20 protein-coding genes are annotated in these 25,788 nt (G+C 51.4%); 7 read left to right on the forward strand and 13 right to left on the reverse strand.

Going from position 1 to position 25,788, the window contains the following annotated elements:
* The first annotated feature begins 328 nt into the window (after positions 1–328).
* Entirely contained in the window at positions 329–1,060 is a 732-nt protein-coding gene (locus tag TY10_RS07820; RefSeq protein ID WP_042162307.1) for a TylF/MycF family methyltransferase, read from the forward strand.
* 120 nt (positions 1,061–1,180) lie between these two features.
* Here the strand turns inward: TY10_RS07820 and purT are convergent, their stop codons facing one another.
* The 12 genes from purT to leuC all read right to left on the reverse strand — a co-directional run bounded on the left by purT (position 1,181) and on the right by leuC (position 17,973).
* Entirely contained in the window at positions 1,181–2,362 is a 1,182-nt protein-coding gene (purT, locus tag TY10_RS07825; RefSeq protein ID WP_042162310.1) for a formate-dependent phosphoribosylglycinamide formyltransferase, read from the reverse strand.
* A gap of 65 nt (positions 2,363–2,427) precedes the next feature.
* On the reverse strand, positions 2,428–4,260 hold the full coding sequence (locus tag TY10_RS07830; protein WP_042162312.1) for an ABC transporter ATP-binding protein: 1,833 nt from the start codon (positions 4,258–4,260) through the stop codon (positions 2,428–2,430).
* A complete protein-coding gene (locus TY10_RS07835; protein WP_042162314.1) occupies positions 4,260–6,041 on the reverse strand; it encodes an ABC transporter ATP-binding protein in 1,782 nt (593 codons plus the stop codon). Before TY10_RS07835 ends, TY10_RS07830 begins: the two co-directional genes overlap by 1 nt.
* A gap of 291 nt (positions 6,042–6,332) precedes the next feature.
* Positions 6,333–7,439 carry a P-loop NTPase family protein gene (locus TY10_RS31400; protein ID WP_238327507.1) on the reverse strand — a complete coding sequence of 369 codons (1,107 nt, stop codon included), beginning with the start codon at positions 7,437–7,439 and terminating at the stop codon, positions 6,333–6,335.
* Positions 7,384–10,011 (reverse strand): dynamin family protein, encoded by a 2,628-nt coding sequence (locus TY10_RS07840; RefSeq protein WP_238327508.1) that lies wholly within the window; start codon positions 10,009–10,011, stop codon positions 7,384–7,386. Before TY10_RS07840 ends, TY10_RS31400 begins: the two co-directional genes overlap by 56 nt.
* 3 nt (positions 10,012–10,014) lie before the next feature.
* Complete coding sequence (locus TY10_RS07845) at positions 10,015–10,284, reverse strand: NAD/NADP transhydrogenase subunit alpha (RefSeq protein ID WP_042162316.1); 270 nt, start codon at positions 10,282–10,284, stop codon at positions 10,015–10,017.
* Positions 10,285–10,289: 5 nt separating this feature from the next.
* Positions 10,290–10,991, reverse strand: a complete 702-nt coding sequence (gene nth / locus TY10_RS07850; RefSeq protein WP_042162318.1) for an endonuclease III — start codon at positions 10,989–10,991, stop codon at positions 10,290–10,292.
* A 133-nt stretch (positions 10,992–11,124) separates the two neighbouring features.
* The gene (locus TY10_RS07855) at positions 11,125–13,620 is read right to left on the reverse strand and encodes an S-layer homology domain-containing protein (RefSeq protein ID WP_042162320.1); all 2,496 of its coding nucleotides are present in this window, start codon (positions 13,618–13,620) and stop codon (positions 11,125–11,127) included.
* Between the two features lie 56 nt (positions 13,621–13,676).
* On the reverse strand, positions 13,677–14,231 hold the full coding sequence (locus tag TY10_RS07860) for a GerMN domain-containing protein (protein ID WP_042162322.1): 555 nt from the start codon (positions 14,229–14,231) through the stop codon (positions 13,677–13,679).
* Positions 14,232–14,251: 20 nt separating this feature from the next.
* Positions 14,252–15,700 carry an N-acetylmuramoyl-L-alanine amidase family protein gene (locus TY10_RS07865; RefSeq protein ID WP_042162323.1) on the reverse strand — a complete coding sequence of 483 codons (1,449 nt, stop codon included), beginning with the start codon at positions 15,698–15,700 and terminating at the stop codon, positions 14,252–14,254.
* Positions 15,701–15,927: 227 nt separating this feature from the next.
* Positions 15,928–16,527 (reverse strand): 3-isopropylmalate dehydratase small subunit, encoded by a 600-nt coding sequence (gene leuD, locus TY10_RS07870; RefSeq protein ID WP_042162326.1) that lies wholly within the window; start codon positions 16,525–16,527, stop codon positions 15,928–15,930.
* A gap of 30 nt (positions 16,528–16,557) precedes the next feature.
* On the reverse strand, positions 16,558–17,973 hold the full coding sequence (gene leuC / locus TY10_RS07875; protein ID WP_042162329.1) for a 3-isopropylmalate dehydratase large subunit: 1,416 nt from the start codon (positions 17,971–17,973) through the stop codon (positions 16,558–16,560).
* Positions 17,974–18,185: 212 nt separating this feature from the next.
* On the opposite strand from leuC, the gene TY10_RS07880 reads away from it, so the two are divergent.
* Positions 18,186–19,076 carry a LysR family transcriptional regulator gene (locus TY10_RS07880; RefSeq protein ID WP_042162331.1) on the forward strand — a complete coding sequence of 297 codons (891 nt, stop codon included), beginning with the start codon at positions 18,186–18,188 and terminating at the stop codon, positions 19,074–19,076.
* 276 nt (positions 19,077–19,352) lie between these two features.
* On the opposite strand, the gene TY10_RS07885 is transcribed toward TY10_RS07880, so the two are convergent.
* On the reverse strand, positions 19,353–20,147 hold the full coding sequence (locus tag TY10_RS07885) for a carbon-nitrogen family hydrolase (protein ID WP_042162333.1): 795 nt from the start codon (positions 20,145–20,147) through the stop codon (positions 19,353–19,355).
* 132 nt (positions 20,148–20,279) lie between these two features.
* Here TY10_RS07885 and TY10_RS07890 point away from each other — a divergent pair, with 132 nt between their 5' ends.
* From TY10_RS07890 to proC, 5 genes are all read left to right on the forward strand, one after another.
* Positions 20,280–20,720, forward strand: a complete 441-nt coding sequence (locus TY10_RS07890; protein ID WP_042162335.1) for a hypothetical protein — start codon at positions 20,280–20,282, stop codon at positions 20,718–20,720.
* A 151-nt stretch (positions 20,721–20,871) separates the two neighbouring features.
* Complete coding sequence (locus TY10_RS07895) at positions 20,872–22,062, forward strand: pyridoxal phosphate-dependent aminotransferase (RefSeq protein WP_042162337.1); 1,191 nt, start codon at positions 20,872–20,874, stop codon at positions 22,060–22,062.
* Between the two features lie 386 nt (positions 22,063–22,448).
* Positions 22,449–23,555, forward strand: coding sequence for a glutamate 5-kinase (gene proB / locus TY10_RS07900; RefSeq protein ID WP_042162418.1), 1,107 nt, complete (start codon positions 22,449–22,451; stop codon positions 23,553–23,555).
* A gap of 48 nt (positions 23,556–23,603) precedes the next feature.
* On the forward strand, positions 23,604–24,854 hold the full coding sequence (locus TY10_RS07905; protein WP_042162339.1) for a glutamate-5-semialdehyde dehydrogenase: 1,251 nt from the start codon (positions 23,604–23,606) through the stop codon (positions 24,852–24,854).
* A 52-nt stretch (positions 24,855–24,906) separates the two neighbouring features.
* Positions 24,907–25,788: a pyrroline-5-carboxylate reductase gene (proC, locus tag TY10_RS07910; protein WP_042162341.1), complete on the forward strand. Its 882-nt coding sequence runs from the start codon at positions 24,907–24,909 to the stop codon at positions 25,786–25,788.

Here is a 25,788-nt window from a genome sequence, read left to right on the forward strand (position 1 = left end):
CTTCAAGTATTTTAATGCAAATTGTCCTGATTAGTAAAGACATCTTCGCGGACAAAGCAGGTAAGAATCGCCCGAATCCTAAGCCCGGTAAGGGATAGAAAGATTGATAAATTCAAAGGCAGCCCTTAGGAACGCCCGTAATCGGCGGGATTCAACCTGCTGTAAGCATCAGTTTTTCCGTAAAATCAAATTATAAGCATGCCTTCCTTCACGCTGCTCCTTCATTTGGATGATTTTGGGTATCGCCTCCTGTGGCGGATGCACACACCACCCTGCTCGCCCCTCAATATATTAGGTCTAATAAGACAATGTGAGGAGCAAGCGATCAATGACGAGTGATGCGGGAACGCAATTATATTTGGAACTGCTGAAAAAAACAATCTTATTCGAAATCTGGCTGGAACATGAAGGCGGCAATGCAACCCCTACGAACCGCTGGGAAGGATTGGATTGGCCTAAGATTGCACATAGTATGATCGGCAGACTGCGGATGAATCAGCTTCATGATGCGATGAATACAGTTTTGCGGGAAGGCATTCCAGGCGATTTCATCGAAACGGGTGTATGGCGTGGCGGCGCTTGCATCTTTATGCGCGGTTTTCTGAAGGCGCATGGCATGAATGACCGTCGCGTATTCGTCGCTGATTCGTTCGAAGGGCTGCCAGCGCCTGATCCGCAATATCCGATTGACGCCACCTCTACCTTTCATACCGAAGACTTCCTCCGTGTATCCTTGCCGGAAGTAAAGAACAATTTCCGCAAATACGGCTTGCTTGACCGGCAAGTGACATTTCTGAAAGGCTGGTTCAAGGATACTTTACCTGTCGCTCCGATCACCCGGCTGGCGATCGCAAGGCTTGACGGCGATATGTATTCCTCTACAATGGACAGCTTGAATAATTTGTATCCTAAGCTCTCTATCGGCGGATTCCTCATCGTTGATGACTACTCAATCGGATACTGCGCTGCGGCCGTCCATGATTTCCGTGCCATTCACAACATTACCGATCCCATTATCCCGATTGACATTACCGGTGTCTACTGGCGTAAGACCAAATAAATACCCGTTATGGCCTGACGAACCCCAAACTTAAACAGCAGAAAAGCCTTCCTTCCACGCCTTATGCGCGGATGTGAAGGCTTCTTGTTTGTGTAGCTGGGACAGCAGCGGGCCGCTGCTTTATTCCTTGTATTCAATCCGCAGCGATTCCGCTGCCTGGCGTGCAACGTCACGTGCTTGATCGGTGTCTTCCGCTGTACTCAAAGCAACCGCCATCCGGCGGCCGACCTTCGTCTCCGGCTTGCCGAACACGCGGACCTGTGTATTTGGCAAAGCCAATGCTTGTTCTATTCCGCCGATACGGAAATCGGTATGCTCCCGGTTGGCTTTAAGCGTATGGGAAGCACCCGGCGACAGCAGCCGGATGGTCGGGATCGGAAAGCCGAGAATGGCCCGGACATGCAGCGCAAATTCCGACAAATCCTGCGTTGCCATCGTCACCATTCCGGTATCATGCGGACGAGGCGACACTTCGCTAAACAGGACGCCCTCTCCGGTAATAAACAGCTCAACGCCATACAGGCCATGGCCTCCCAGCTCATCCGTAATGCGCTGTGCGATTTGTTCCGCTTCTTCTATCTGCTGGGTCGTCATGGCATGCGGCTGCCAGGATTCGATATAATCCCCGTCTTTCTGCACATGGCCAATTGGGGCGCAAAAGCTTGTACCAGATACCGAACGAATCGTAAGCAGCGTAATTTCCGATTCGAACGTAACAAAGCCTTCAACGATAATCCGCTGCTTTTTGGCACGTCCGCCTTCCATTGCATACTGCCAGCAAGCGTCAATATCTTCCTCTGTCCGGCAGACGCTTTGGCCTTTGCCGGAGGAGCTCATAATCGGCTTAATCACGCAAGGCAAACCGAGCTCCTTCACTGCTGTCCTCAGCTCGTCCAAGGAATCGGCAAAGCGATACGGCGCTGTTGGCAGACCCAGTGTCTCCGCCGCAAGCCTGCGAATGCCTTCGCGGTCCATCGTCAGTCTCGCCGCGCGGGCTGTAGGAACAACACGGAAGCCTTCCTGCTCCAATTCCAGCAGCGTTTCCGTTGCAATAGCTTCAATCTCCGGCACAATATAATCCGGACGCTCCTCTTCGATAATGCGTCTAATAGCTGCCCCGTCAAGCATATCGGCGACATGATACCGATGCGCAGCCTGCATAGCCGGTGCATTCGCATACCGGTCGACCGCGATCGTCTCGACGCCTAACCGCTGCGCCTCCAGAATGACTTCCTTACCTAGTTCTCCTGAGCCTAACAGCAGCATTTTACGAGCTTGCGATGACAATGGTGATCCATACATAACGAAAAAGAACCTCCCGGAAGTTTTAGTTCCATTGTGGAGGTTCTTTTTGCAAAAATCAATAGTTATGCCGACAAGAATCGATATTGCGCTTCGATCAAACCGTTATATACGCCGCCTTTGGCGATCAGCTGATCATGCGTGCCTTGCTCAACGATACGGCCGTGATCCAGTACAACAATTTCATCAGCGTTGCGGATCGTAGACAACCGGTGAGCGATCATGAAGGACGTACGTCCGGCCAGAAGCGTCTTGAGCGCCTCCTGGATATGAAGCTCCGTTTCTGTATCGATGCTGGCCGTTGCTTCATCGAGAATGAGGACGCGCGGATCGGAGAGCAGCGCCCGTGCGAAGGACAGCAGCTGTCTTTGCCCCATGGACAATACGTTGCCGCGTTCTTCAACTTCGGTGTCATAGCCATCCGGCAGACTCATAATGAAATCATGGGCGTGAACCGCTTTGGCTGCTTCTACAATTTCGCTGTCCGTTGCATCCAGCCGTCCATAGCGGATGTTATCACGAATTGTTCCAGCGAAGATGAATGTATCCTGCAATACAATACCAACCTGCGAGCGCAAGCTGTCGATGGTCACGTCACGAATATCTTTGCCATCAATAAGTACGCGCCCTTCCACCGGATCATAGAACCGGCAGAGCAGATTGATAATGGTACTTTTACCCGAGCCTGTATGGCCGACAAGCGCAATGGACTGACCCGCTTTCACGTCGAGGCTGATACCTTTAAGTGCCGGCCTTCCCTTCTCATACTCGAACAGGATGTTGTCGAACTTCACGTCGCCGCGAATACTGAGCAGCGGCTTCGCTGTACCCTGCTCGCCTACGGTCGGCTCCTCATCGATAAATTCGAAAATCCGCTCCGAGGAAGCCATCGCAATCAGCAATTGGTTGTACATTTGCCCCAGACGGTTGATCGGATCCCAGAAGTTGCCGATATAGTTGGCGAAACCGACGAGCACACCGATTGTAATTTCATTCGATTGAATGAGATGCGCACCGTACCAGAACAAGATAAGCGTACCGATCGCAGAGGTCACCTCAATAACCGGACCGAACATCTGGTTAAGCGCCGATGCTTTGTTCCATGATTTTAAATTGTCTTCATTCATATTTTCGAAAAAGCTCATATTGTCTTTCTCTTGCACGTAAGCCTGTGTAATCTTCATGCCTTGAATACTCTCATTAAGGTGAGCATTAATACGGGACTGCTTCATCCGCACCGTCTGCCAGGCAAAACGGATTCGTTTGCGGAGTGCTGTCGACACAATGAACATGAGCGGCACTGTAATCATAATCGCCAGCCCCAGCTTAAAGTTCCATACGAGCAGGATGATGACGATACCGACGAGCTGAACACAGTCCATAAGCAGGTTGACAACGCCGTTAGTGAACAAATCCTGCAGCGCATTAACGTCATTCGTTACCCGGACGAGGACAGACCCGGCAGGACGCTTGTCGTAGAAGCGGAATGAAAGCTTCTGAATATGCTGGAATAAATGATGACGCAGGTCATAAATGACCTTCTGTCCGATAATGTTCGTGTACTTGATCCGATACGTATTCGAAGCCCATTGCACGACGAACAGCAAGAGCATAATCCCGGCAATCCAATAAAGCTTCGGAAAGCTTGTCGGCCCATTGCCGTTGTCAGGCGCGATCGCTTGATCGATCGCCAGAATGACGAGCGCTGGAATGCCAAGACGGGTAAGTGTACCCAGAATCATCATTATAATGACGGGAATAAGCTCTTTCTTATAAGGGCTCATATAGACGAGCAGGCGGCGAACCTGCGCCCAGTTAAACGGCTTTTCAATCGCATCATCGTCTTTGTAAATAAATCTGGCGTTTTTATCGTTTACATTCGATTTATTGGCACTCATTATACGCTGCTCCTGTTCCGCTCCGACTCTGAGAGCTGCTGATCGATATAAGGATGATCCGCATATTGAATATTGTAAGTATCACGGTATGGCCCTGCTTGCTTCAGCAGCTGCTCATGCGTGCCGCGCTGTACAATATGGCCTTCATCGAGAACGATGATCTCATCGGCATGGCGCAAGGAGGATATCCGGTGGGCGATAATAAACGTCGTGCGTCCCTCCATCAATTCCTTGAAGCCTGCTTGAATTTCATGCTCCGTTTCCATATCGACTGCGCTTGTCGCGTCGTCGAGGATCAGGATGCGCGGGTTTTTAATCAAAGCGCGGGCGATGGCGATCCGCTGCTTCTGGCCGCCGGATAAGCCCATGCCGCGTTCGCCTACGACGGTGTCGTAGCCAAGCGGAAGCTCCATAATGAAATCATGCGCTTTCGCCATTTTCGCCGCTTTAATGATTTGCTCCTCGGTCACATCGCGAACGCCGTAGGCGATGTTGGCGCGAATGGAAGCCGAGAACAGGAATGTTTCCTGGAATACGGGTGCTATCTGGCTGCGCAGGCTTTCCGTATCCATATTGCGAATGTCGATTCCGTCAAGCGTGATGGTGCCGTTCTTCACATTATAAGCACGCATCAGCAGCTGAATAATTGTCGATTTCCCGGAGCCCGTAGCACCAAGAAAGCCAATAACCGAGCCTGCTGGCGCATCAATCGATACATCTGTAAGAGCTGGTGATTTATCCGGATAATTGAACGTTACACGGTCAAACCGGACATGTCCTTTAACGGCTTCACTTTCAAGCACGATAGCATGCTCGATGTTTTTCACATGGACATGCTCGTTCAGCAGACCAAGCACCCGCTCGCCGGAAGCTTTCGATTGCGTGTAGTTGTTAATATGGAAGCCAATGCCCCACATCGGTCCGATAATGTACCAGATCAAGCTAAAGAAGGCTACAAGCTCGCCGAGCTTCAGGTCGCCTCTCATTACGTAGGAGCCGCCTACGATGAGCAGAATCACAACGCTCAGGTTGGCGAACAGCTCCATGTAAGGGAAGAACTTCGCCCATATCGTCGCTGCGCCAATCTGGTTCGTCTTGTAAGCTTCGTTGCGTACCGCAAACTTCGTTACTTCATGCGGCTCTCTTGCAAAAGATTTAACCGTACGAACGCCGGTGATATTTTCCTGCACCGCGGTCGTCAGGTTACTCATCGCTTTCCGCATTTCACGGAAGGCAGGATGAATGTTCTTCTCAAACCGGATGGCCGAGAAGGCAAGCAGCGGAATCGTCACTAGCGTAATCAGTGTCAGCTGCCAGTGAATGGACATCATCATGGCTCCGCCGAACAGCACCATTAGTACTACGTTCAAAATTTGTGCAAAGCCAAAACCGATAAAGTTGCGGATGGCCTCCAGATCGGCTGTCAGTCTCGACATCAAATCGCCTGTTTTCGCTTTATCATAATATTGGAAAGAAAGCGTTTGTAATTTGTCGTAACAGGCGTTTCGAAGACGAAGCGCAACCCGGTTGCCCAGCCGGCCGCCAAAAAATCCGTGCAAAAATTGCATAAAGCCTTTGAAGGCAACGACGGCAACGACGGTTAAAGCCAGAGCCGGCACCTTTTCAAACTTGCTTTCCTTGATGACATCGTCGATAAGAATGCGAAGCATATTCGGATAGACTAGACCGAGCGCAGTCGCACACATCAGACAGATGATGGAAGTCAGCAGAAACTTTCGTTCTACCCAATAAAATCGCTTTAGCTGTCTAAAGACGTCCAAGTAAATCCATCTCCCCGTTCTATTTTTGATAAGTATGAGTTGAATATTATCAGCATCATCTGGGAGGAGCAAACTGTAGAAATTTCCGAATATTTGACTATATGAGCCCAATTTGGCGAATAAGAACAGTGATAGGGGTAATGCTCCCAAATCGTCCAAAATCGTCCCTTAGGTGTGTGTATTGCTCCATTTTTGCACAGGATCACACTGTCTACAAAAAAATGAATCCGGCTGCTCTCGCGAGCAGCCGGATTCATTAAGCGAATAACGATATAGATATTGAAAGATCGTTTACATTTGGATATCAATTAATTGTTGATGCAGCGTCTGCAGCTCTTCGACGTTCGCATTATCCGCCAGCGATTTTTGCATGCCCGCTGCAAAACTGGACAAATCGGATAACAGAGCGTTACCTGCGGCGGTGGCCGCTTGCGACCACCACTCGCCATAAAGCTCCGTCCAGCTCTCACTGTGAGCATTCATCCACGCTTGAAGAGCTGGCGTTACGAAAGGCTCCAGCTCCTTGCGGAGCGTCGCTTTGCCTTCGCCTTCAAAAAACTGGCGAGGTGATTTGAAACGGCTCCACAGCCATTTGGCGTCAATAGCAGCCGAAGGCGTCCATTCTGCAACCGCATCCGGCGTCGGCAGGGTCGCTGTTTCATATGGAATGCCGGAATAGCCGTTGATGAGCGACTCCAGCTTTTCCGAGCAGCCCGCATATTGTTTCTGCAGCAGGCTGTTCAGATTGCGTTCCATACGAAGGGTAGTCGCCTGCAGCTCCTGCGACAGCTCCATTTGTACAAGACGCTGGAGCTCCAGCCATGACGTCCATATCATTTTACGCAAATCGCGGCCGTCATCCTGCAGTGTCGAGGGGTTGAACGCATAGTTGTAAAACTCCCCAAAGCGCAGCTGGATACGCTGCACGACGTAGTACAGCAGCTCGTTCAGCTCTTGCGTCAGCTGAGCAGGCGCCGCTGCTGTCTGGAACGCATCGACGGTTGCTCCCGCTTCGGTCTGTCTCTCTGCAAGCAGCGCGCTTTCCCGCTGACGGGAAGCTGCATCCCCTGCCGCACTGTTCAACCAGCCTTGCACCGTCGCAGCAGCTCTGGCAATTTCCTGCTCAGCTGCGTCGACGGCCAGCTTCCCGAGATCATTTTGTACAAAATGAAGGAATGATTGCTCGAATGCGGCAACGCCGGATTGCTCCAGCTTGCCTTCGTCTCCCGCTTGTTTTGCGTCCAAGGCATCCAGACTGGATACCGGGAAGAGACGCGGATTGCGGATGCCATGCTGCAGCAGGTTTTGTCCCACATGCTTCAGCACGCCCTGCAGCTCTTCCTCATCTGCAGCCAAGTCGGCGGCGTTGACGAGGGAAAAACATTTTATCCAATTCAAATTGATCCTTCACGCGGCCAAGCTGCATCAAAAACTGCCGGTCCGCTTGTGAGAAGGCATGATTATAATAGGTCACGAACAATACCGCGTCCGCATTTTTAATATAATTGAAGGCTACACCGGTATGTCGGGCATTGACGGAATCCGCTCCCGGCGTATCAACGAGTACAATCCCCTGCCGTGTCAGCGGGCAATCGTAATAGAGCTCGATCTCGCTTACAAAGCAGGAACGGGATTCCTCCGCTACGAACAGCTCGTATTCCGCCTGCGATACTGTCAACGACTGGCCAAGCTGCCCTTCGTGACGTTCCCAGCCAGTTCGAGCAGCACGCAGGAAGCTGTAGTGCGGTCTGCCGCCAGCATGAATAGCGTCAGGCGACAACTTGTCGATCGCACGCATAATCGCCGAAGCATCCGGCAGCGCGCCGGACGACGCATCCTCGCCAAGCAAGTTGAGCGAGTAGCGCAAATCCTCGATGATAGCGTCGCGCGACTTCATCACGACAGTTGCGGTGCCATGCTCGTGCTCCGCCGTAGGCGGCACGAGCCGGTTGATCGCCGCGGTCGTCGGATTCGGCGAGACCGGCAGCGCCGGCTCGCCGATCAGCGCATTCGCGAGCGAGGATTTGCCCGCGCTGAATGCGCCGAACAGCGCAATGGTGAACCGGCTTTGCTGCAGCCGGTTCGCTTTGTCGCGCATAGCGCTGCCTGCAGCTGCGAGCAGCGCATGCGGCTCCAGCAGCGCAGCCGCGCGCTGAAGCCGCTCTGCGGCGCCGCGCTGCTGCGCAAGCGCCGCTCCGCCGGCGAGCGCTGCGCCTGCGCTGGCGCGTGCAGCAGCGCTTGGCTGCGCGTGCACAGCTGCCGGCTTAGTCAGCGGCGCTTGCGCAGCCGCTGCTTCTGCGGCTGGCGCCTGCACTGACGCGGCGGCAGCACTGCGGGCTGCGCTTGGCGCCGGCAGCGCCGGGCGTGGCGCCTGCGGCGGCAGCGCCTCAGCAAGACGCGCTGCGTGCGAGGCAGCAAGCGCGTCCAGCGCATCCAGCTGCGCCAAGGCATCCGCTTGCGAGCCTAGCGCGGCAAGCTGCTCCTGTGCAGCGGCAGCTGCTGTCTCACTCGACGTTGCCGCATACTGGATTAACTCATCGACCAGTTCAAATGCGCGTTTGCGGTATAAGCCCTTCACTTGGCTCTCCAGCTCACGGGAATAGGTCATCGTATATTCATTGCCGAATACCGCGCCAGTATTAACAAGATCAATCAGCCATTGCGGCTGAGGCTGCCAATCGAACTTTTGTTCAAGCAGCGGCTCCAGCCGTTCAGCAGCAAAACCAATTCCTTCGGCTGCCTTGCGCAAATAGTCCTTCACATGCCAATCGATAGCTGCGTTCACCTGTCCGCTGAAATCGGTGCGGAAAGCTTCCAGCCGCCGCTCCTGCTCTGCAGCGGTTTTCGCGCCTGCAAACAACAGGCCGGCTTTAAAGCCCGGCTTGCGGCTCTCTAGAAACGCATGCGCTTTGTCACGAATCGGCGCTGGTGTAATGATCGCGCTATCGATCAGCGCTTGCAGTTCACGCCGGAACTCTACGCGAACATTGTCCGGTTCGGCTTTAAGCCGCACCATTTCAGCCCGAAGCCCGGCAATTTCCGATTGCACAAGTGCTGCCGCTTCTTCGCCTCCGGCCTCTTCAAGCAGACGCTCACGCTCCGGCTCCGCTTTCAGCTCCAGCGTCTTGGCATGCTGACCCAGCAGATGCCGCAGCGAGGCATCTACACTATATGCGGCCAGGGGCTCGCGAAGCTCAGCCAAGCGGCTCAGCAGCGTCAAGAGCTCATCCCATTGCTGATGAGGATGATCCGGCTGGCGCAACGACAAATAAACGATCCCTGCCGGCTCAAGATGCCAAGCCTGGAACGCTTCTGCTACGCTGCTTCGATACTGTTCGAAAGAAAGCTCCTGTTCACGATGCTTGTCAATCTGATTCACGATAAAGTATAAGGGCTTGCCCCAGTCTTTCAACTGTTTGGCAAATGCGAAATTAATCTCTGATTGGACATGGTTATAGTCCATCACATAGAACACAACATCGGCCAAATGAAGCGCCGATTCCGTAGCCATCCGATGTGCGTCATCCGTCGAGTCGATACCCGGCGTATCAAGCAGCACGGTATGATTGCCTAAGCGTTCCGTCGGATAGGTTATCGCAACAGAAGCGATGCCTTCCCCGTCCTTGCAGTAAGCGTCAAGCTCATGCAGCGGGACTTCTACCTGCTTGCTGGTTCCATTTTGAATTTGTACGATACTGGCCTGCGCCTTTTCCCCTCCACGAATCGAGACGACATTCGCGCTCGTCGGAATCGGGCTTGAAGGCAGCAGCTGCGCACCGCACAGCCTGTTGATCAGCGTTGACTTGCCGGCGGAGAAATGGCCGCAAAAAGCAACAGTAAGCCGACCCTCGGTCAGCTTACTGTTTAGCTCCAACGCTTGGCTGGCATGAAGCGCATCTCCAGCTGCAGCCATCTGGTCTGCTGCAAAGTCGATAGCATCTGCCATGCTTTTGAGCGTCGTTTCTACCATGGCTTATACAGCTTCCTCTTCGGCAGGCAGGCAAATTTCGAAGACATTGCCATGCTGCAAAATCATAATGTTACGTTCTTTCTCCTTCATTACAACTACTTCAGGTTTTTGGCGCATGCGCTCAATATATTGGTCTGGCACGTCGCCGGAGCCGCTAACCGTAATTCCTTCTACAAGAATATCTTCGTTCTCTTGAGGCGGGGATTCCAGTACCTGCTCGTAAATATCGGAGAACAGCTCAAAATTGTTCGTGTAAACGGAAATGCATTTCATCGTCATCATCCTTCATTGGCTATTTTCGGTTTCATTGCCTTATTTTTAGTTTTCTTCACGATGCCCGGCTTCATACGTTTCTGGCCTTCCTTGCATAAATCCAGCAGCGGGCAAATCGGGCATTGCGGATTTTGCGCTTTGCAGTGGTATCGGCCGAAGAAGATCAACCGATGATGCGTTAGCGTCCATTCGTCCATCGGCACCAGCTTCATCAGCTTCTTTTCCACTTCCAGCACTGTATCATCCGGTTTAGCCAAAGCAAGCCGTTTTGATACCCGTTCCACATGGGTGTCGACTGCAATAGCCGGTACGCCGAATGCATTGGAGACGACCACATTGGCTGTCTTCCGGCCTACGCCCGGAAGCTCGGTCAGTTGTTCGTGCTTGGATGGCACGTCGCCGTCATACTTGTCAATTACAATGCGGCATAGCTTCTGTATGTTGGAGGCCTTGCTGCGGAATAGGCCAATTCTCCTAATATCCTGCTCTAGCTCCTCCAACGGTACAGCCAAATAATCTTCCGGTTTTTTATACTTTTCGAACAGAGATACAGTCACCTTATTAACGGTTTCATCCGTACACTGCGCGGAGAGCAATACCGCAATCGTAAGCTCGAATGGATTGCTATGACGCAATTCGCAATGCGCATCGGGGAACATCTCTGCCAATGTATCCAGTATATGGCGCATCTTCTGCTTCGCATTCATCGTCCTTCGCTCCCCCATCCAAACACTATCGTTCAAAGTGTAGCGAAATTTGTCACGGTGCGCAACCATTATAAGCGTTAAATAAAGAAAAAAACTGCCCAAATGGGCAGTTTTTTCACATAACCTTACGATTTTACACTTTTTTAATTTCATAGGCCTTATTGCGGAACCCATAAACGACGATGGTATCCCCGCTTTTCAGCGTACTGATTGCGATGTTATCGCCTTTATAGGTCACCTTTGTTTCCTCTGTTACCCGGAAGAAGTTGGCATTGTCAGCCGAGGATGTCATTAGAGTCCACAGCGTGCTGTCTGCAGCACTATACGAAGTGAATGTACGCTGCTCGCCTACCGCAACGTTCACAATAACAGTGTCGCCTGCATCCAAGTACACTTCAACGATGTCTCCCGCTTGCAACAGCGACAGATTCGCAGCCGAGCTTGTTCCCTTGTTTACTTTGAAGCTGGCGCCTACCGAAACAGACTTCGTCGTACCGTTCTTAAAGCCAACAACGAAGCCTGTTGTGTTGACGGATTGAATCGTTCCATACGTATATTCAATTGCTTTCACGTATTGAATCGCTTTTCCGATATACGCAACGTTAATATTCGTGCCAAGCGAAAGCTTGTCCACAGTCAGCTTCGTGCCCTTTTCATCGGTAATATCAATACCGGACAGGTCGAGATCGCGAGTTGCAGAACCAACACCCGTCGATACAGTTACTCTCTTATTTTGGCTGTTAATCGAAGTAACTGTATATTGGTACGTTTTATGCAATTGAATCGTCGACGCCCTCGTTTGGTTAGAATCCAGAAGCGCTGTTACCGTGTCTCCAACTTTTAGATCAGTCAGTGTACCGTAGGACTGGCCGCCAAGTTCAACTGTAGGACCACTAACGTAAGGTACGCTTACAATTGACTTGCCGTCATTCAAACTGAGCGTGCTGCTGGACGTATTAATGGAAGTAATAACGCCAGTCTGCTTATAAATAAATTGAACAGAAATTGCAGCTTGTCCCGATGCGTTAATGTTGAGCTTCCGCCCTTTAGTCAAATATTCAGCTGCATCGGCTACCGAGATCGCTTTGCCGTTATAATCGATTTTCGTTTTGTCATTCAAGTAAATAATAGAAGCATTTTTGCCGGTAGCATCAATGATAACCATCATCTTCTTGTCCGGCGAATAGCTTTCTACCGTTGCGCCGTTCAACGTTTCTACATTCCGGTTCACGACCTTCACAGCTGTAACGCGGTCATTGTCATTGATCGTTAGCTCGATTTCATCGGCTTCCTTCACCAGATCATCGAGCGTCGCTGAGCTAATGCCAGGGATCGTCACATCGACCTTGCTGGCCAAAAACTTAGTGACGGGCTGTTTGTTGGCGTCCACATACGTAATAATCGTATTGTCCGCGATGAAAAACTGGCCCTTTACCGTTCCAGCTCCAGTCTGCTGATCGGCAACCAGCTTCACGGCCAGACGTTGATCACGGAATTTATCGAGCGTAATCGTCAGGCTGCTGTCGCGTTTCAGATCAGCAAGCTTAATCGTATTGCCTGATACGTCGAGAATCGTCAGATCGTCGCCAAAATTGATTTTAACCGGCTCGTCATTGATCCATACGTAAATATATTTGCCCGCCGCGTTCACGCGATCCAGCTTGGCTGTAATCGTCTCGATTTGCTGCTCATCGCTGAGAGACTCCAAATAAAGTGCTTTGCCAGATTTCGCAATCACAGACACTTTCGTATAAAGCTTAACTGCGGAAGCAGCTATCGCTGTATCACTATCTGCACGGTAGAACAACGTATCCGAACCAACCGTATAGGTCTGCTCAGTTCCTCCGTTATATACGGTAACAGAGCTGCTGCTCAGCTTCGTCACGATACCGCTGATTTGTCCTTCGTATTGTACAGGGAATAGAGCTTCAGCGCGGCTGAACAATGCTGCCAGACTCATCCGGTTGACAGGTGCCTTCGGATCAAATTTATCGGCAGTTACACCCTTTACCAGCCCTAAAGATACGCTTGCATTCACATAACCGCGATAGTTCGAAGCGATTTGACCATCATCATTGAACGAGGATTTCGTATTGGCCAGTTGAAGCGCTTTGTTGTTCTCTCCGATAGCGCGGACAAGCAGCTTCGTTATCCATTCTCTGGAAGCAGCAATGTCGCCCCAGCCTTTGCCACCGTTGCCAGCAGCGATAGCAAACTCTTCTTTCTCGTCCAAAATGCCTTTATCCAATGCTAGCTTTACATACGGCTTGAAATAAGCGCCGACTTTAAAAGTATCGGGGAACGTCACCGTGCCTCCGACCTGCACTTCGTTCTGAAGTCCGGCAAACCGCAGTGCCATTACAATGGCTTCCTCTTGCGTCACGCTTTTGGCCGGACGGAACTCCGAAGTACCATTTACCGTCACATAACCGTTAACGATGCCTTGCAGCGCAAGCTTGGCAATATGCTTCTCTGCCCAGTGACCGGCACTTACGTCTGTGAAAGGAGTATTCCCGACCGCTGCGGCATACGCCGATTGAGCGGGAAGAATGGCCGGTACACCGCCGGCAAGCAATGTGAAGGCTAACGCGCTAGCTACTAATTTTGTACGGGAAGATTGCGATGGCATGAATAAATTTCCTCCTTATAATATTCCTGTTTCTATAAACGATTGCTCTATTTTATCTACTCTTGTGCAGAACGAACAGTTGGATGCTCCAGCTCGATATGCCCCATAAGACTCTCGGCAGGCTGGCCGTCTACCAGCAAATCATAGGATTGGACAAAATCAAACTGGAACAGCGTTTGCTCCAAGTTGTCGAGCACCATAGCTTCGCCTGGCGCTCCTAGTCTTGCCTCATCCGGTAAGTGGATGTCGACGGTTACCAAGCCGTTCTCCAGCTTAACCGACAATAACTCGATCGGCTTCCATAACGATTGGGCTTCGCCTTCACCTTCCGCTTGCAAGGCTTTAACGGCTTGTTCCACTAAGTCGGCATCATCGCTATAAGCAATATCCGCTTGCTGCTTAATCGCAGCGTTAAATTCTTTATCGGCAAAATAGACATCAATCTTTGCCTCTTTTTTAGCCGGTTCCGTAGGCTCAGGCGTTACGGTTGGTGTTGCCGTCGGCGCTTCTGTCGCAGCCGAACCGCCTTTTGTAGCGGAATTGCCGCCGCATGCCGTTGTAATAGCTGCCAGCAGCAGCAGTGGCAGTACCCATTTGATCGGTTTACGCATGATGTTGCTCACTCGCTTTCTTATGAAAGTTTCAAGTACTCTTTAATGCCCGCTACGATCGCCTGCGCCATTTTAGTCTGGGCAGCATCGCTGAACAATGTGTTAGAGTCCGACAGATTGGAGAGGAAGCCTGCTTCCAGCAGCACGGCCGGCATTGTGGTCTCCCGGATTACATGGAAACTTTCCTTCTTCACACCTCTGTCCTTGAGGCCTGTCCCTTTCGCGAAATGCTTGTGAATAACGTTTGCGAATGCTTTGCTGTCTTCGCGATAATAATAGGTTTCCGAGCCTGTAACATCCGATTTCGGATTGCTGTTCGCATGAATGGATAAGAATAAGTCCGCTTTATTGGTTTTTGCAAACGTTACTCGATTCGCAAGGGTAACAAAATTGTCATCCGGGCGGCTGAGCAGCGGCTTAATATTTTTCTCTTTATCGAGCAGCGCTTTCACCTTCAACGATAAAGCCAAATTGAATTCTTTCTCCCATTTGCCGGTCAAAATACTTTTCGCACCTGGATCGGTACCGCCATGGCCAGCGTCTATAACGACGTTGTATACCTTGTTCGTTGGAGGATTCGGGTCCACTGGCGTTGTTGGATCGGTAGGTGTTGTCGGATCAGTAGGCGTTGTTGTCGTACCATCCGTCATGCTAATGCGCAGTTCATTGGTACCCGGCGTCAGCTCAACACCTGCATCGGCTGACAAATCGAGCACAATACGCGCTGTTGTAGGACTGTTGGAGAATACAGAATATCTGATTTGCGTCAGTGTGGCATGTCCCGTTACCGGAATTTTACCTTCAGCACCGCTAAATTGTGCGGCTAGCTCATCTGAATACCCTACATTAGGAAAATCAATAACGATCCGCTTAGGATTGTCCAGCTTGAACGGCGTCTTTGCCGTTGCCGTTCCTTCATAGTTCACTACGATACCGTTCATTCCATCATACAAGACGGAAGTCAGCTTGCCTGTAGTGCCAGGCGGCGGATCTGTTGGCGGCGTAGAAGGATCCGTAGGATCAACCGGCTTATCGTCCTTGTACAAGTACACGGACTTCGAGTCGTTGTTCCATACGACCTTAATGCCAAGATTATCCCCGATGAAGCGGAGAGGGATAAGGGTATTCCCTTTCAGCACGACTGCAGGCGTATCCATTTGCACTTTTTCGTTGTTTACCAATGCGATGCTGTCGTTGATCTTCAAGATGATTTCGTCAGTTTCACTATGTATGATGACTGTCTGCGACTCTTCCATCCAGGTTACCTTGTAACCAATGCTTTCGGATACAAGTCTGATCGGAACAATCGTATACCCTTTTTGAACGATCTGTGGATCTACTGTAGGCTTCAACAGCTGATCATTCAAATACAGCTTCGGTACTACAGCCGCGCTAGCGGCTTGTCCGACGCCGGCAAATAAAGTGAACAATACCGACATAAACAACAAAACGGGTACAAACTTCTTCATTTTCCACCTCGATGACTGAAATTGCCCGCATCGAATGTGATCATTCGACTTAACCAGACAATTTTTAGACGCATGGCGACAGAAAAAGTTGCGTACTTGGCCAATGTTTTAGGTTTTTCTTTCCTGTATCGGAAATCGCTGCGCACACTGGTTCCTTACCCAGTATTTAACGATTATAAACAAAAACGGCCCCCTAATTGGGGGGACCGTCTTCTCATAGCTGCGTATTAACCAAGCTTAGCGGCACGTTTTTGCTCATAGGCCGTAATTTTATCTTCATGCTTCAGCGTCAGGCCGATGTCGTCCAAGCCTTGCAGCAGAAACTGGCGGCGATGCTCATCAAGCTCAAACGGAAGCTCCAGACCGTAGTCGTCAGTCAGACGTTTGTTTTCCAGATCGACAGTCAGCTTGTAGCCGTCGTTTTTCGCTGTGCGCTGGAACAGGTCTTCGACTTGCTCTTCGCTCAGCTTGATTGGCAGAATGCCGTTTTTAAAGCAGTTGTTGTAGAAAATATCCGCGTACGAAGGCGCGATTACAACTTGATAGCCGTAGTCCAAAATCGCCCAAGGCGCATGCTCACGGGAAGATCCGCAACCGAAGTTAGCGCGGGAAATCAAGACGGAAGCGCCTTGATAGCGCGGTTTGTTCGGTTCGAAGTCAGCGTTTACTTCACCGTTTTCGTGAAAGCGCCACTCGAAGAACAGATATTGGCCGAAGCCGCTGCGCTCGATGCGTTTCAGAAATTGTTTAGGAATGATAGCGTCCGTGTCGACATTCACGCGGTCGACCGGGGCAACGATGCCCGTTAGTTGTTTGAATGGTTCCATATCGGTAATACCCCTCTCTCACACGTTCAATTAGTTCAACACTTCGGATTTAACGTTCCAATCGCGCACATCAGTAAAGCGTCCGTTAACCGCTGCAGCTACTGCCATTGCCGGCGATACAAGGTGCGTACGTCCGCCGCGGCCTTGACGGCCTTCAAAGTTACGGTTGGATGTCGATGCACAGCGTTGGCCCGGTTGAAGCACGTCCGGGTTCATCGCAAGGCACATGGAGCAGCCCGCTTCACGCCATTCAAATCCAGCTTCGACAAATACTTTGTCGAGGCCTTCTTTTTCCGCTTGGATCTTAACGCGGCCAGAACCTGGAACGACGATAGCCGTTACACGGTCGCTGACTTTGTAGCCTCTAGCGATTTCGGCTGCAGCGCGAAGGTCTTCGATCCGGCCATTCGTACAAGAACCAATAAAGACATAATCGATTTCGATTTCAGTCATTGGCGTGCCTGGTTTCAGATCCATATATTCAAGCGCTTTTTCTGCAGCTTTGCGCTCGTTTTCCGTAGGCAGATCTTGAGGGAATGGAACTTTGGACGTGATGTCCGTACCCATGCCCGGGCTTGTGCCCCAAGTTACTTGCGGGATCAGTGAGTCAACGTCGAAGTCTACGATTGTATCGTAGGATGCGCCCTCGTCAGTCGTCAGCTGCTTCCACTCTGCAACTGCCTCATCATAGTTAGCCGGCGAGTACTCGCGGCCTTTCAGATAATTGAAAGTCGTCTCGTCCGGTGCGATCAGACCAGCGCGCGCGCCGCCTTCGATCGACATGTTGCAGACTGTCATACGCTCTTCCATTGTCAAAGTGCGGATTGCTTCGCCTGTATACTCGATTACGTAGCCAGTAGCAAAGTCAGTACCGTATTGTGCGATAACGCCCAAGATCAAGTCTTTTGCCGTTACGCCTGGTTTCCGGCTGCCTTTGAAGCGGACTTCCATCGTTTTTGGCTTCGATTGCTGCAAGCATTGCGTAGCCATAACATGTTCAACTTCGGAAGTGCCGATACCGAAAGCAAGAGCGCCAAATGCGCCGTGTGTCGAAGTGTGGCTGTCGCCGCAAACGATCGTTTTGCCCGGGTGTGTCAGGCCGATTTCTGGGCCCATAACGTGAACGACACCTTGGTCGATGTTGTCAAGGTCAAACAGCTTTACGCCAAAATCTTTACAGTTTTGCGTAAGCGTGTCGATTTGTTGCTTGGAGATCGGATCTGTAATATTGTAACGATCTTTCGTCGGTACATTGTGATCCATCGTTGCGAAAGTCAGGTCCGGGCGGCGCACTTTGCGGCCCGACATCCGAAGTCCTTCGAAAGCTTGCGGCGAAGTTACTTCGTGCACCAGCTGCAAGTCGATATAAATGATGCTTGGCTGGCCTTCCTCTTGATGAATGACGTGATTGTCCCAAATTTTCTCAAACAGTGTTCTTTTCGTCATTATGTTCACCCCGTCTTATCAATGTTTCTCTTTAGCTTTTATTAAGATGGAACTAGCATAGCATTTCTTTCTTGATTGATCTAAGATATAATATCTATAACGTTTATAGGTATCAACTATAGCAGTTGTGTAAGCACGTATGGATGAGAATACCCCATCTATCAGTGAGAATAGAGAGAAAACTTATTTTTGAAAGGGAGAATATTTCCACCATGGAACTTAGACAACTTCAGTACGTCAAACAGATTGCACTCGAAAAAAACTTCTCCCGCGCCGCCGAAAAGCTGCATATCGCCCAGCCCTCTCTGAGCCAGCAGCTATCCAAGCTTGAGCAGGAGCTCGGCGTGCTTCTATTCCGACGCACCACCAATTCCGTCGAACTTACCCAGGCAGGCGAGGTTTTCATTACCAAATCGCAGACCATTCTCGATGCTGTCGAGCAATTAAAGCAGGAAATGGACGATATGGCGCAAATGCGTCGCGGCCGGCTGGTCGTTGGCACGATGCCTATTACAGGTGCGCATATTTTGCCGCTCGTGCTGCCTGTGTTTGGCGAGCTGTATCCGCAAATTGAGGTCGTGCTGATGGAGGAGACCTCAGCGCGGCTCGAACAGCTCACCGCAAGCGGAGGCACCGACATCAGCCTGCTCTCCTTGCCATTGGAGGACTCCTCCCTGGCCTGGGAAGTATTAATGGAAGAAGAAATATGTCTGGCTGTACCGCCTCAGCATCGTCTTGCTGGAACTAGCGCACCTCTGAAAATTAAAGAGCTGAAGGAAGAATCGTTCATCGGCCTCAAAAAGGGGCAAGGCTTCCGGCAAATTACGGTCGAGCTCTGCCAGCGCTCTGGTTTTACGCCAAATATCGTTTTCGAAAGCAGTAACATGGAGACGATTCAATCATTAGTCGCCGGCGGCATGGGCGTCGCCTTCGTGCCCCGCATGCTGACCCGCTACCGGGGGAGCGAGTTCGCCCCCGTCTACTTGCCGCTGGCTGACAACCCTTCACGTACGCTAGTCATCGCTTACCGGAAGGGCCGCTACCTCTCGAAAGCAGCCGACGCCTTCATCCGGACGATGAACAGTACGATGAGCCAGTATTAGAGAGCTGCAAGTAACACTTAATGTAACTTGCTCCAGCTAGGAAAATAACGAATCAGCTTCGCTAAATAGCGGAGCACCGCTCGCACCCAAACTATCATCACTACCGGCCAACTGCACACGAATGAAATAACCAACTGTTTGTTACCCAACACACCTATTGAGCCAACTAACTTTCTACTATCTCCTCCCCCACTCCCCAAAAACACAAACGAGGTTCTCCCTATACTGGAGAACCTCGCAACCTCGCTCAGAACGAACTTCAAGCCAAACAACAACTTAATAAAGCTTCGGACGGCGATCCTCGAACACTGGAATTTTCGCTCTCACGGAATCGACTAGCGACAGGTCAATATCGGCGTAAAGGATCGCCTCTTCCTCGCCGCCCTCTACGATCGTTTCGCCCCATGGGTCAAGCACCATGGAATGGCCGAAAAACGACGTTTCGCCGCTGGTTCCTGTACGATTGCAGGCGATAACGTACATCTGATTCTCAATGGCTCTGGCCGTAAGCAAAGTACGCCAATGATGAAGTCGCGGATGCGGCCATTCCGCTGGAACGAACAGCAGCTTGGCGCCCTCCAGCGCAAGCTTGCGGGACAGCTCAGGGAAACGAATATCGTAGCAAATCATCATGCCGGCTTGATGGCCTTCAATTTGCAGCTGGCCAAGCTTGTCGCCTGCAGCCAAATACTTTTCTTCCTCCATAAGACGGAACAGATGGATTTTGGAATAGTCGCCAATTTCCCGGCCTTCCCGGTCAAAGGCAAAAATCGTATTGTACACGCCATCAGCCTTCTGCTCCGCAATAGAGCCGGCAACAACGTAGACGCCATGTTTTAGGCTGAATGCCGAAATATACGCTTTAGTCCGCTCTCCCTCTGGATCTGCTAGTTCATTGATTTCTGTCAACGCATAGCCGGTATTCCACATTTCTGGAAATACGATCACATCAGGCTTGCCCGGACCGGCAACCGCCTCCTCCAGCATTCTTGAAAGCTTCGCGAAGTTGGCTTCCGGCTGTCCAACCTCGATATGCATTTGCAGAAGCGCGATCCGCAATGATGATGTCATGGGTAAAAACTTCCCTTCACAAAACATTATTATTTTTCCCTAATGATACCCTCTCATGGTTCTCTGTCAAGTTGGGAAATCTAACTTTTGATGCCCGACCCGAATCCCCCACTTAAAAAAGGAGAGATGTTCATGCCGTTCAAACGTTTGGCAGCGATGCTGCTTGCAGTAAGCATGATGTTTGGCTTTGCAATGTCTGTATCTGCGGAGGCTGCGAATGAAGAACCGTTCAAGCCTGTTCAAGTATTTGATGTCAAAGCAGGTAAAGTTGTAAAAAGCGTACCGAATGACAAGCAGTTCCAAAGCTTTGCTCATAGCTGGATTGCTTCGGTAACGGGTCTGGCCCCGCAGCTCAAAAATGATGATACCTGCAGCTATGTATACCGGATACCGCTGGAGAAGCCGGTCACGATTAAAGTAAACGGCATTAAAGTTGCCGCGGAAGATGTTTTCCTCTTTTATTGCGATGATAAACCGCCGCTGTTGCTCGTATTTGACGAGCAGCGCAGACCGTATTTGCTGCTGTTCAGCGCAGACATTAAACCTTTTATCCAAAAAATCGGGCTGCCTTAAGCTGGATTGATCTAACAGCGAGATTGCGGATACCGCTGATGCCATTCCCTCTCATGCCGACTAATATACTCGACATAAAAGGTTTTCGCATGCTACATTAAATTCAATGTCGATCTTATGAGAGAAGCAACTATTTGTGGAGTGTGAGGGAATGGAAACGCAAATCGGACAACATACAATTAAACCCGCGGAGCGGATGACGGGATTGCCGACGCAATTTTTCGCCAAGCTCGTAGCTAAAGCTAATGCCCAAGTCGCGAAAGGCCGCGACGTCATTAATCTGGGCCAAGGCAATCCGGATCAGCCGACTCCCCCGCATATTGTGGCAAAGCTGCAGGAGGCAGCAACTAATCCGTTATATCATCGCTATCCGCCGTTTAGCGGTTTTCCTTTTCTTAAGGAAGCTGTAGCAAAGCGTTATAAAGAAGATTACAACGTAGATGTAGATCCGGCGACTGAAGTCGCTATCCTATTCGGGGGTAAAACAGGACTGGTCGAAATTAGCCAATGCCTGCTTAATCCCGGTGACGTCTGCCTCGTGCCCGATCCCGGCTATCCCGACTACTGGTCTGGTGTCGCATTGGCAGGAGCGGAAATGCGCTTCATGCCGCTGACTGCTGACCGGGACTTCCTTCCGGATTACAACGCCATAGATGAAGAAACGTTGAACCGGGCTAAGCTGATGTTCATGAATTATCCGAACAACCCGACTGGTGCAGTTGCTACCCCGGCTTTTTACGAAGAAACGGTTGCTTTCGCCCGCCGGACCGGCGTCGTTGTCGCAAGCGACTTCGCTTACGGCGCAATTGGCTTTGACGGCAAACGGCCGATCAGCTTCCTGCAGACACCGGGCGCCAAAGAGGTTGGGGTCGAGTTCTATACGCTGTCTAAGTCGTATAACATGGCTGGCTGGCGAGTAGGCTTTGCTATCGGAAATCCGCAAATCGTCTCCCTGATCAATTTGATTCAAGATCATTACTATTGCAGCCTGTTCGGCGGTATTCAAGAAGCAGCGGCCGAAGCACTTACCGGCCCGCAGCAGTGCGTAACAGAACTCAATGCGACGTACGAAAGCCGACGCGAAGCGCTGTTTGGCGCACTTGACCGTATCGGCTGGAAAGCGGAGCGCCCAGGCGGCTCCTTCTTCTGCTGGCTTCCGGTTCCGGAAGGCCATACTTCGGAATCCTTCGCTGATCTTGTGCTGCAAGAAGCCGATGTCGTCGTTGCGCCTGGCGTCGGCTTTGGCACAAATGGCGAAGGTTATGTCCGCCTTGGCCTCTTGACCAGCGAAGAAAGAATCGTCGAAGCCGTCGAGCGGATCGGCAGGCTTGGACTGTTCTAAACGCCTTGTTTTACTAGTAAATATCGCGTAATTGCTTCATCTGCCTTGCTTTACAGCAATGCCGGATCATGATATGCTATTCCTTAATTAAACATGTAACGTGATGACGGGAATAGTAAGCTTGAATAGGTCGTGAACAGAGAGTAAATTCCTTAGGCTGCAAGAATTTACCCCGATCGCTCGCCGAACCAGCCCCTGAACGGTCGGCGATGAGCCGGACAGCGCCTCCTGTTACGAGGCATTAAGCAGGACTGCACATCTATGCCTATCGCAAGCCGATAGCTGCATAACGGCAGTCAACAAAGGTGGTACCGCGGAAGCACAGGCTTTCGTCCTTTATGGACGAGAGCCTTTTTATTTTGTCAGGAAATGGGATGAGACAGATGATGCCGGAACGAATTGTTGTAAAAATCGGAAGCAGCTCGCTTACTTCCGATGAAGGCGGCTTGAACCGCGAACGTATTGCTTACTTCGCCTCAGAGCTTGCTGCCCTGCATGCGCGAGGCACAAGCGTCATATTGGTAACGTCCGGCGCCGTAGCCGCTGGCTTCCGTCAGGTCGGGTACCCTGCCAGACCGAAGGCTGTTCATGAAAAACAAGCTGCCGCAGCAGTCGGTCAAGCGCTCCTGATGCAAGCCTATCAGGAGGCAATGAGTCAATATGGCATCGTTGCCGCGCAAATCCTGCTGACGCGCGCGGACTTCTCCAACCGCAAGCGCATCTCTAATGCGTTAATGACGATTGAAGAGCTGCTCCGGCTGCGGACGATACCGATCATCAACGAGAACGATACGGTATCCACTCATGAAATTGTGCTGAAGTTTGGCGACAACGACTACTTGTCTTCTCTTGTTGCTGCGATGACCAAAGCCGGCCAGCTCGTCATGATAACCGACATGGACGGCCTGTACACGGAAGACCCGCGTAAAAATCCGGAGGCCGTCAAGATCGAGCGGGTCGATCAGATCTCCGAGGAGATCATGAAGCTGGCCGGAGACTCCGGCTCCTCCGTCGGCACCGGCGGCATGCGCTCCAAGATCGAAGCGGCGAGAATCGCGATGCGCGGCGGCGTACATGCCTTTATCGGCAAAGTGCAGCAGCCCGGAGATTTGGCGCTTGCCGTTGCAGGAAACGGCAGAGGCACCTACTTCGATACGCAGCTTGACAGCTTGCCGATGAAGAAGCAATGGCTGGGCTTCCACTCCATGCCGAAGGGTAAAATCATCGTCGACAACGGCGCTGAGCACGCGCTTCTAAGCGGCGGCAAAAGCCTCCTCCCTGCCGGCATCCGCGACATTGAAGGAGAGTTCCACCCCGGTGATGTAGTCGAGGTGGTTGGCGAAAGCGGCGAGACGATCGGACGCGGCGTCGTCAGCTATGCGGCTTGGCAAGTGCAAGCGGCTGCTGGACTAAGCACCGAGGAAGTACGGCGCCGGGTGGATGTCGCCCGCATCGAGGTCATCCACCGGGATGAATGGATTTCATTGCGATAGTTATTATGAATACTTACGAATTCAACATAAAGAGCGGAGGTTTTCGATATGATAAGCGAAGTTAGACAAAAAGCGACGTTAGCCCAGAATGCAACAGGACTCATGAACAAAGCAACCACCGAACAGAAAAATGCAGCGCTGAACGCAATGGCTGATGCTCTAGTAGCGAATCAGGCGTCCATCATCGAGGCAAACGGCTTGGACCTTCAAAGAGGACGGGAGCAAGGCACAAGCTCCTCCCTGCTTGACCGTCTTTCCTTGAATGAACAGCGGGTAGCCGCTATTGCAGAGGGATTGCGGGAAGTGGTGGAGCTGCCAGATCCAGTCGGAGAGCTGTTGGAGCAATTTGACCGTCCAAACGGTTTGCGCGTGGAGAAAAAAAGAGTACCGCTCGGCGTTATCGGCATGATCTATGAGGCTCGCCCTAACGTTACGGTAGACGCAGTTGGCCTATGTCTCAAAACCGGCAACACCGTTGTACTTCGCGGCGGCTCGGCAGCACTGGAATCCAATCGTGAAATTGTAAGAGTGCTGCGTGAAGCTTTGACTCAGACGGCCCTCCCATCTGACGCGATTCAATTAATTGAGGATTCCGACCGCGCTTCAGTCAATGAGATGCTGAAGCTCAACGGCTTGCTTGACGTCGTTATTCCACGCGGCGGCGCTTCGCTGATCCGCAATGTGGTCGACAATGCAACGGTTCCTGTCATCGAGACGGGTGCGGGCATCTGCCACACCTACGCCGACAGCAGCGCCGACTATGGAATGACAGCTAATATCGCATACAACGCTAAGGTGCAGCGCCCTTCTGTCTGCAACTCCATGGAGACGCTTATCCTTCATGAAGCATTTGCCGAGCGCCACCTCGTTCAGCTTGCCGATAAATTTACGGCAGCTAACGTCGAACTCCGGGGCTGTGACCGGACGCTAAAGCTGCTTCCACAGGCAGTACTGGCTACCGAGCAGGATTACGCGACCGAATACAGCGACTATATTATGAATATTCGAATCGTCTCGAATCTGGACGAAGCTCTGGATCATATCCGTAAGTACGGGACGAAGCACTCGGAATGTATCGTGACGGAAGATGTGAAAAATGCTGAACGCTTTCTGGAGGAAGTAGATGCGGCAGCGGTCTATCACAACGCCTCCACCCGCTTCACGGACGGATTTGAATTCGGCTTCGGCGCAGAGATCGGCATCAGTACGCAAAAGCTTCATGCACGGGGTCCAATGGGACTGCCTGCCCTTACTTCAACTAAATACCGCATTTACGGCAACGGACAAATACGCGGTTAACCTGATGCGGACATGACATACACACCTGAATAATCAGATGGAGGTTGCCACCATGGCAGAATCAGCAACAAACGGCGCAGCGGCTGCGATCCAGTCGCTGCAGCTCAGCTTCTATGGAGCCGGCTCGATGGCCGAGGCCATTATGCGCGGCATTTTGAATCAAAACTTAACTTCGCCTTCCCAAATCTCGATGCTTAACCGTTCCAACACCGAAAGATTGCGCGAGCTGTCGCAGCGTTACGGCATCGCAACGACGCTGGAAGGTTCGACGAACGAAAACTATTTGCAGCAAGCAGACGTTATCTTTCTGGCGATGAAGCCTAAGGACGCTGTCGCAGCTATCGAAGGAATCCGCCCTTACGTCAACGAGAAACAGCTTATCGTTTCCGTTATTGCCGGCATATCGATCACATCGATTGAAAAGCTGCTCGGCGGGCAAATTCCGATCGTCCGCACCATGCCGAATACATCCAGCACTATCGGCCTTGGCGCGACTGGAATCAGCTTCTCCAGCACTGTATCTGAAGAACAGCGCCAGCTCGCGGAAACGATTTTCCAATCGGTTGGCATTACTGCTGTTGTTGAAGAGCCGCTGCAAGATTCGATTACAGGCGTGTCAGGCAGCGGTCCGGCTTATGTCTATTACTTCATGGAAGCTATGCTCGCTGCTGCTGAGAAGCTTGGACTCGCGCCGGAAGCCGCTAAAGATCTGGTTATACAAACGGTGCTTGGCGCCGCTGAGATGGTCCGGACGACTGGCGAGGAGCCAGCGGAGCTGAGACGCAAAGTAACGTCGCCTAACGGCACGACGCAAGCCGCCATTGAGACGATGGCTGCCGGCCAATTAGCCGAGACAATCATTAAAGGCATGCTCCGCTCTTCAGAACGCGCTGCAGAATTGGGTGCTGAAATCGAAAGGAGCATCATGAAATGA

The sequence above is a fragment of the Paenibacillus gorillae genome (assembly GCF_000513275.1).
GTDB lineage: Bacteria > Bacillota > Bacilli > Paenibacillales > Paenibacillaceae > Pristimantibacillus > Pristimantibacillus gorillae.

Excerpts from the sequence above, each read along its gene's own strand:
- TY10_RS07845 (WP_042162316.1), bottom strand. The coding sequence starts at position 10,284 with ATGAAATGCATTTCCGTTTACACGAACAATTTTGAGCTGTTCTCCGAT.
- nth (WP_042162318.1), bottom strand. The coding sequence starts at position 10,991 with ATGAATGCGAAGCAGAAGATGCGCCATATACTGGATACATTGGCAGAG.
- TY10_RS07905 (WP_042162339.1), top strand. The coding sequence starts at position 23,604 with ATGATAAGCGAAGTTAGACAAAAAGCGACGTTAGCCCAGAATGCAACA.
- leuC (WP_042162329.1), bottom strand. The coding sequence starts at position 17,973 with ATGACGAAAAGAACACTGTTTGAGAAAATTTGGGACAATCACGTCATT.
- TY10_RS07855 (WP_042162320.1), bottom strand. The coding sequence starts at position 13,620 with ATGCCATCGCAATCTTCCCGTACAAAATTAGTAGCTAGCGCGTTAGCC.
- TY10_RS07895 (WP_042162337.1), top strand. The coding sequence starts at position 20,872 with ATGGAAACGCAAATCGGACAACATACAATTAAACCCGCGGAGCGGATG.
- TY10_RS07880 (WP_042162331.1), top strand. The coding sequence starts at position 18,186 with ATGGAACTTAGACAACTTCAGTACGTCAAACAGATTGCACTCGAAAAA.
- TY10_RS07865 (WP_042162323.1), bottom strand. The coding sequence starts at position 15,700 with ATGAAGAAGTTTGTACCCGTTTTGTTGTTTATGTCGGTATTGTTCACT.
- TY10_RS07860 (WP_042162322.1), bottom strand. The coding sequence starts at position 14,231 with ATGCGTAAACCGATCAAATGGGTACTGCCACTGCTGCTGCTGGCAGCT.
- TY10_RS07890 (WP_042162335.1), top strand. The coding sequence starts at position 20,280 with ATGCCGTTCAAACGTTTGGCAGCGATGCTGCTTGCAGTAAGCATGATG.
- TY10_RS07840 (WP_238327508.1), bottom strand. The coding sequence starts at position 10,011 with ATGGTAGAAACGACGCTCAAAAGCATGGCAGATGCTATCGACTTTGCA.
- leuD (WP_042162326.1), bottom strand. The coding sequence starts at position 16,527 with ATGGAACCATTCAAACAACTAACGGGCATCGTTGCCCCGGTCGACCGC.
- proC (WP_042162341.1), top strand. The coding sequence starts at position 24,907 with ATGGCAGAATCAGCAACAAACGGCGCAGCGGCTGCGATCCAGTCGCTG.
- proB (WP_042162418.1), top strand. The coding sequence starts at position 22,449 with ATGCCGGAACGAATTGTTGTAAAAATCGGAAGCAGCTCGCTTACTTCC.
- TY10_RS07885 (WP_042162333.1), bottom strand. The coding sequence starts at position 20,147 with ATGACATCATCATTGCGGATCGCGCTTCTGCAAATGCATATCGAGGTT.
- purT (WP_042162310.1), bottom strand. The coding sequence starts at position 2,362 with ATGTATGGATCACCATTGTCATCGCAAGCTCGTAAAATGCTGCTGTTA.
- TY10_RS07830 (WP_042162312.1), bottom strand. The coding sequence starts at position 4,260 with ATGAGTGCCAATAAATCGAATGTAAACGATAAAAACGCCAGATTTATT.
- TY10_RS07820 (WP_042162307.1), top strand. The coding sequence starts at position 329 with ATGACGAGTGATGCGGGAACGCAATTATATTTGGAACTGCTGAAAAAA.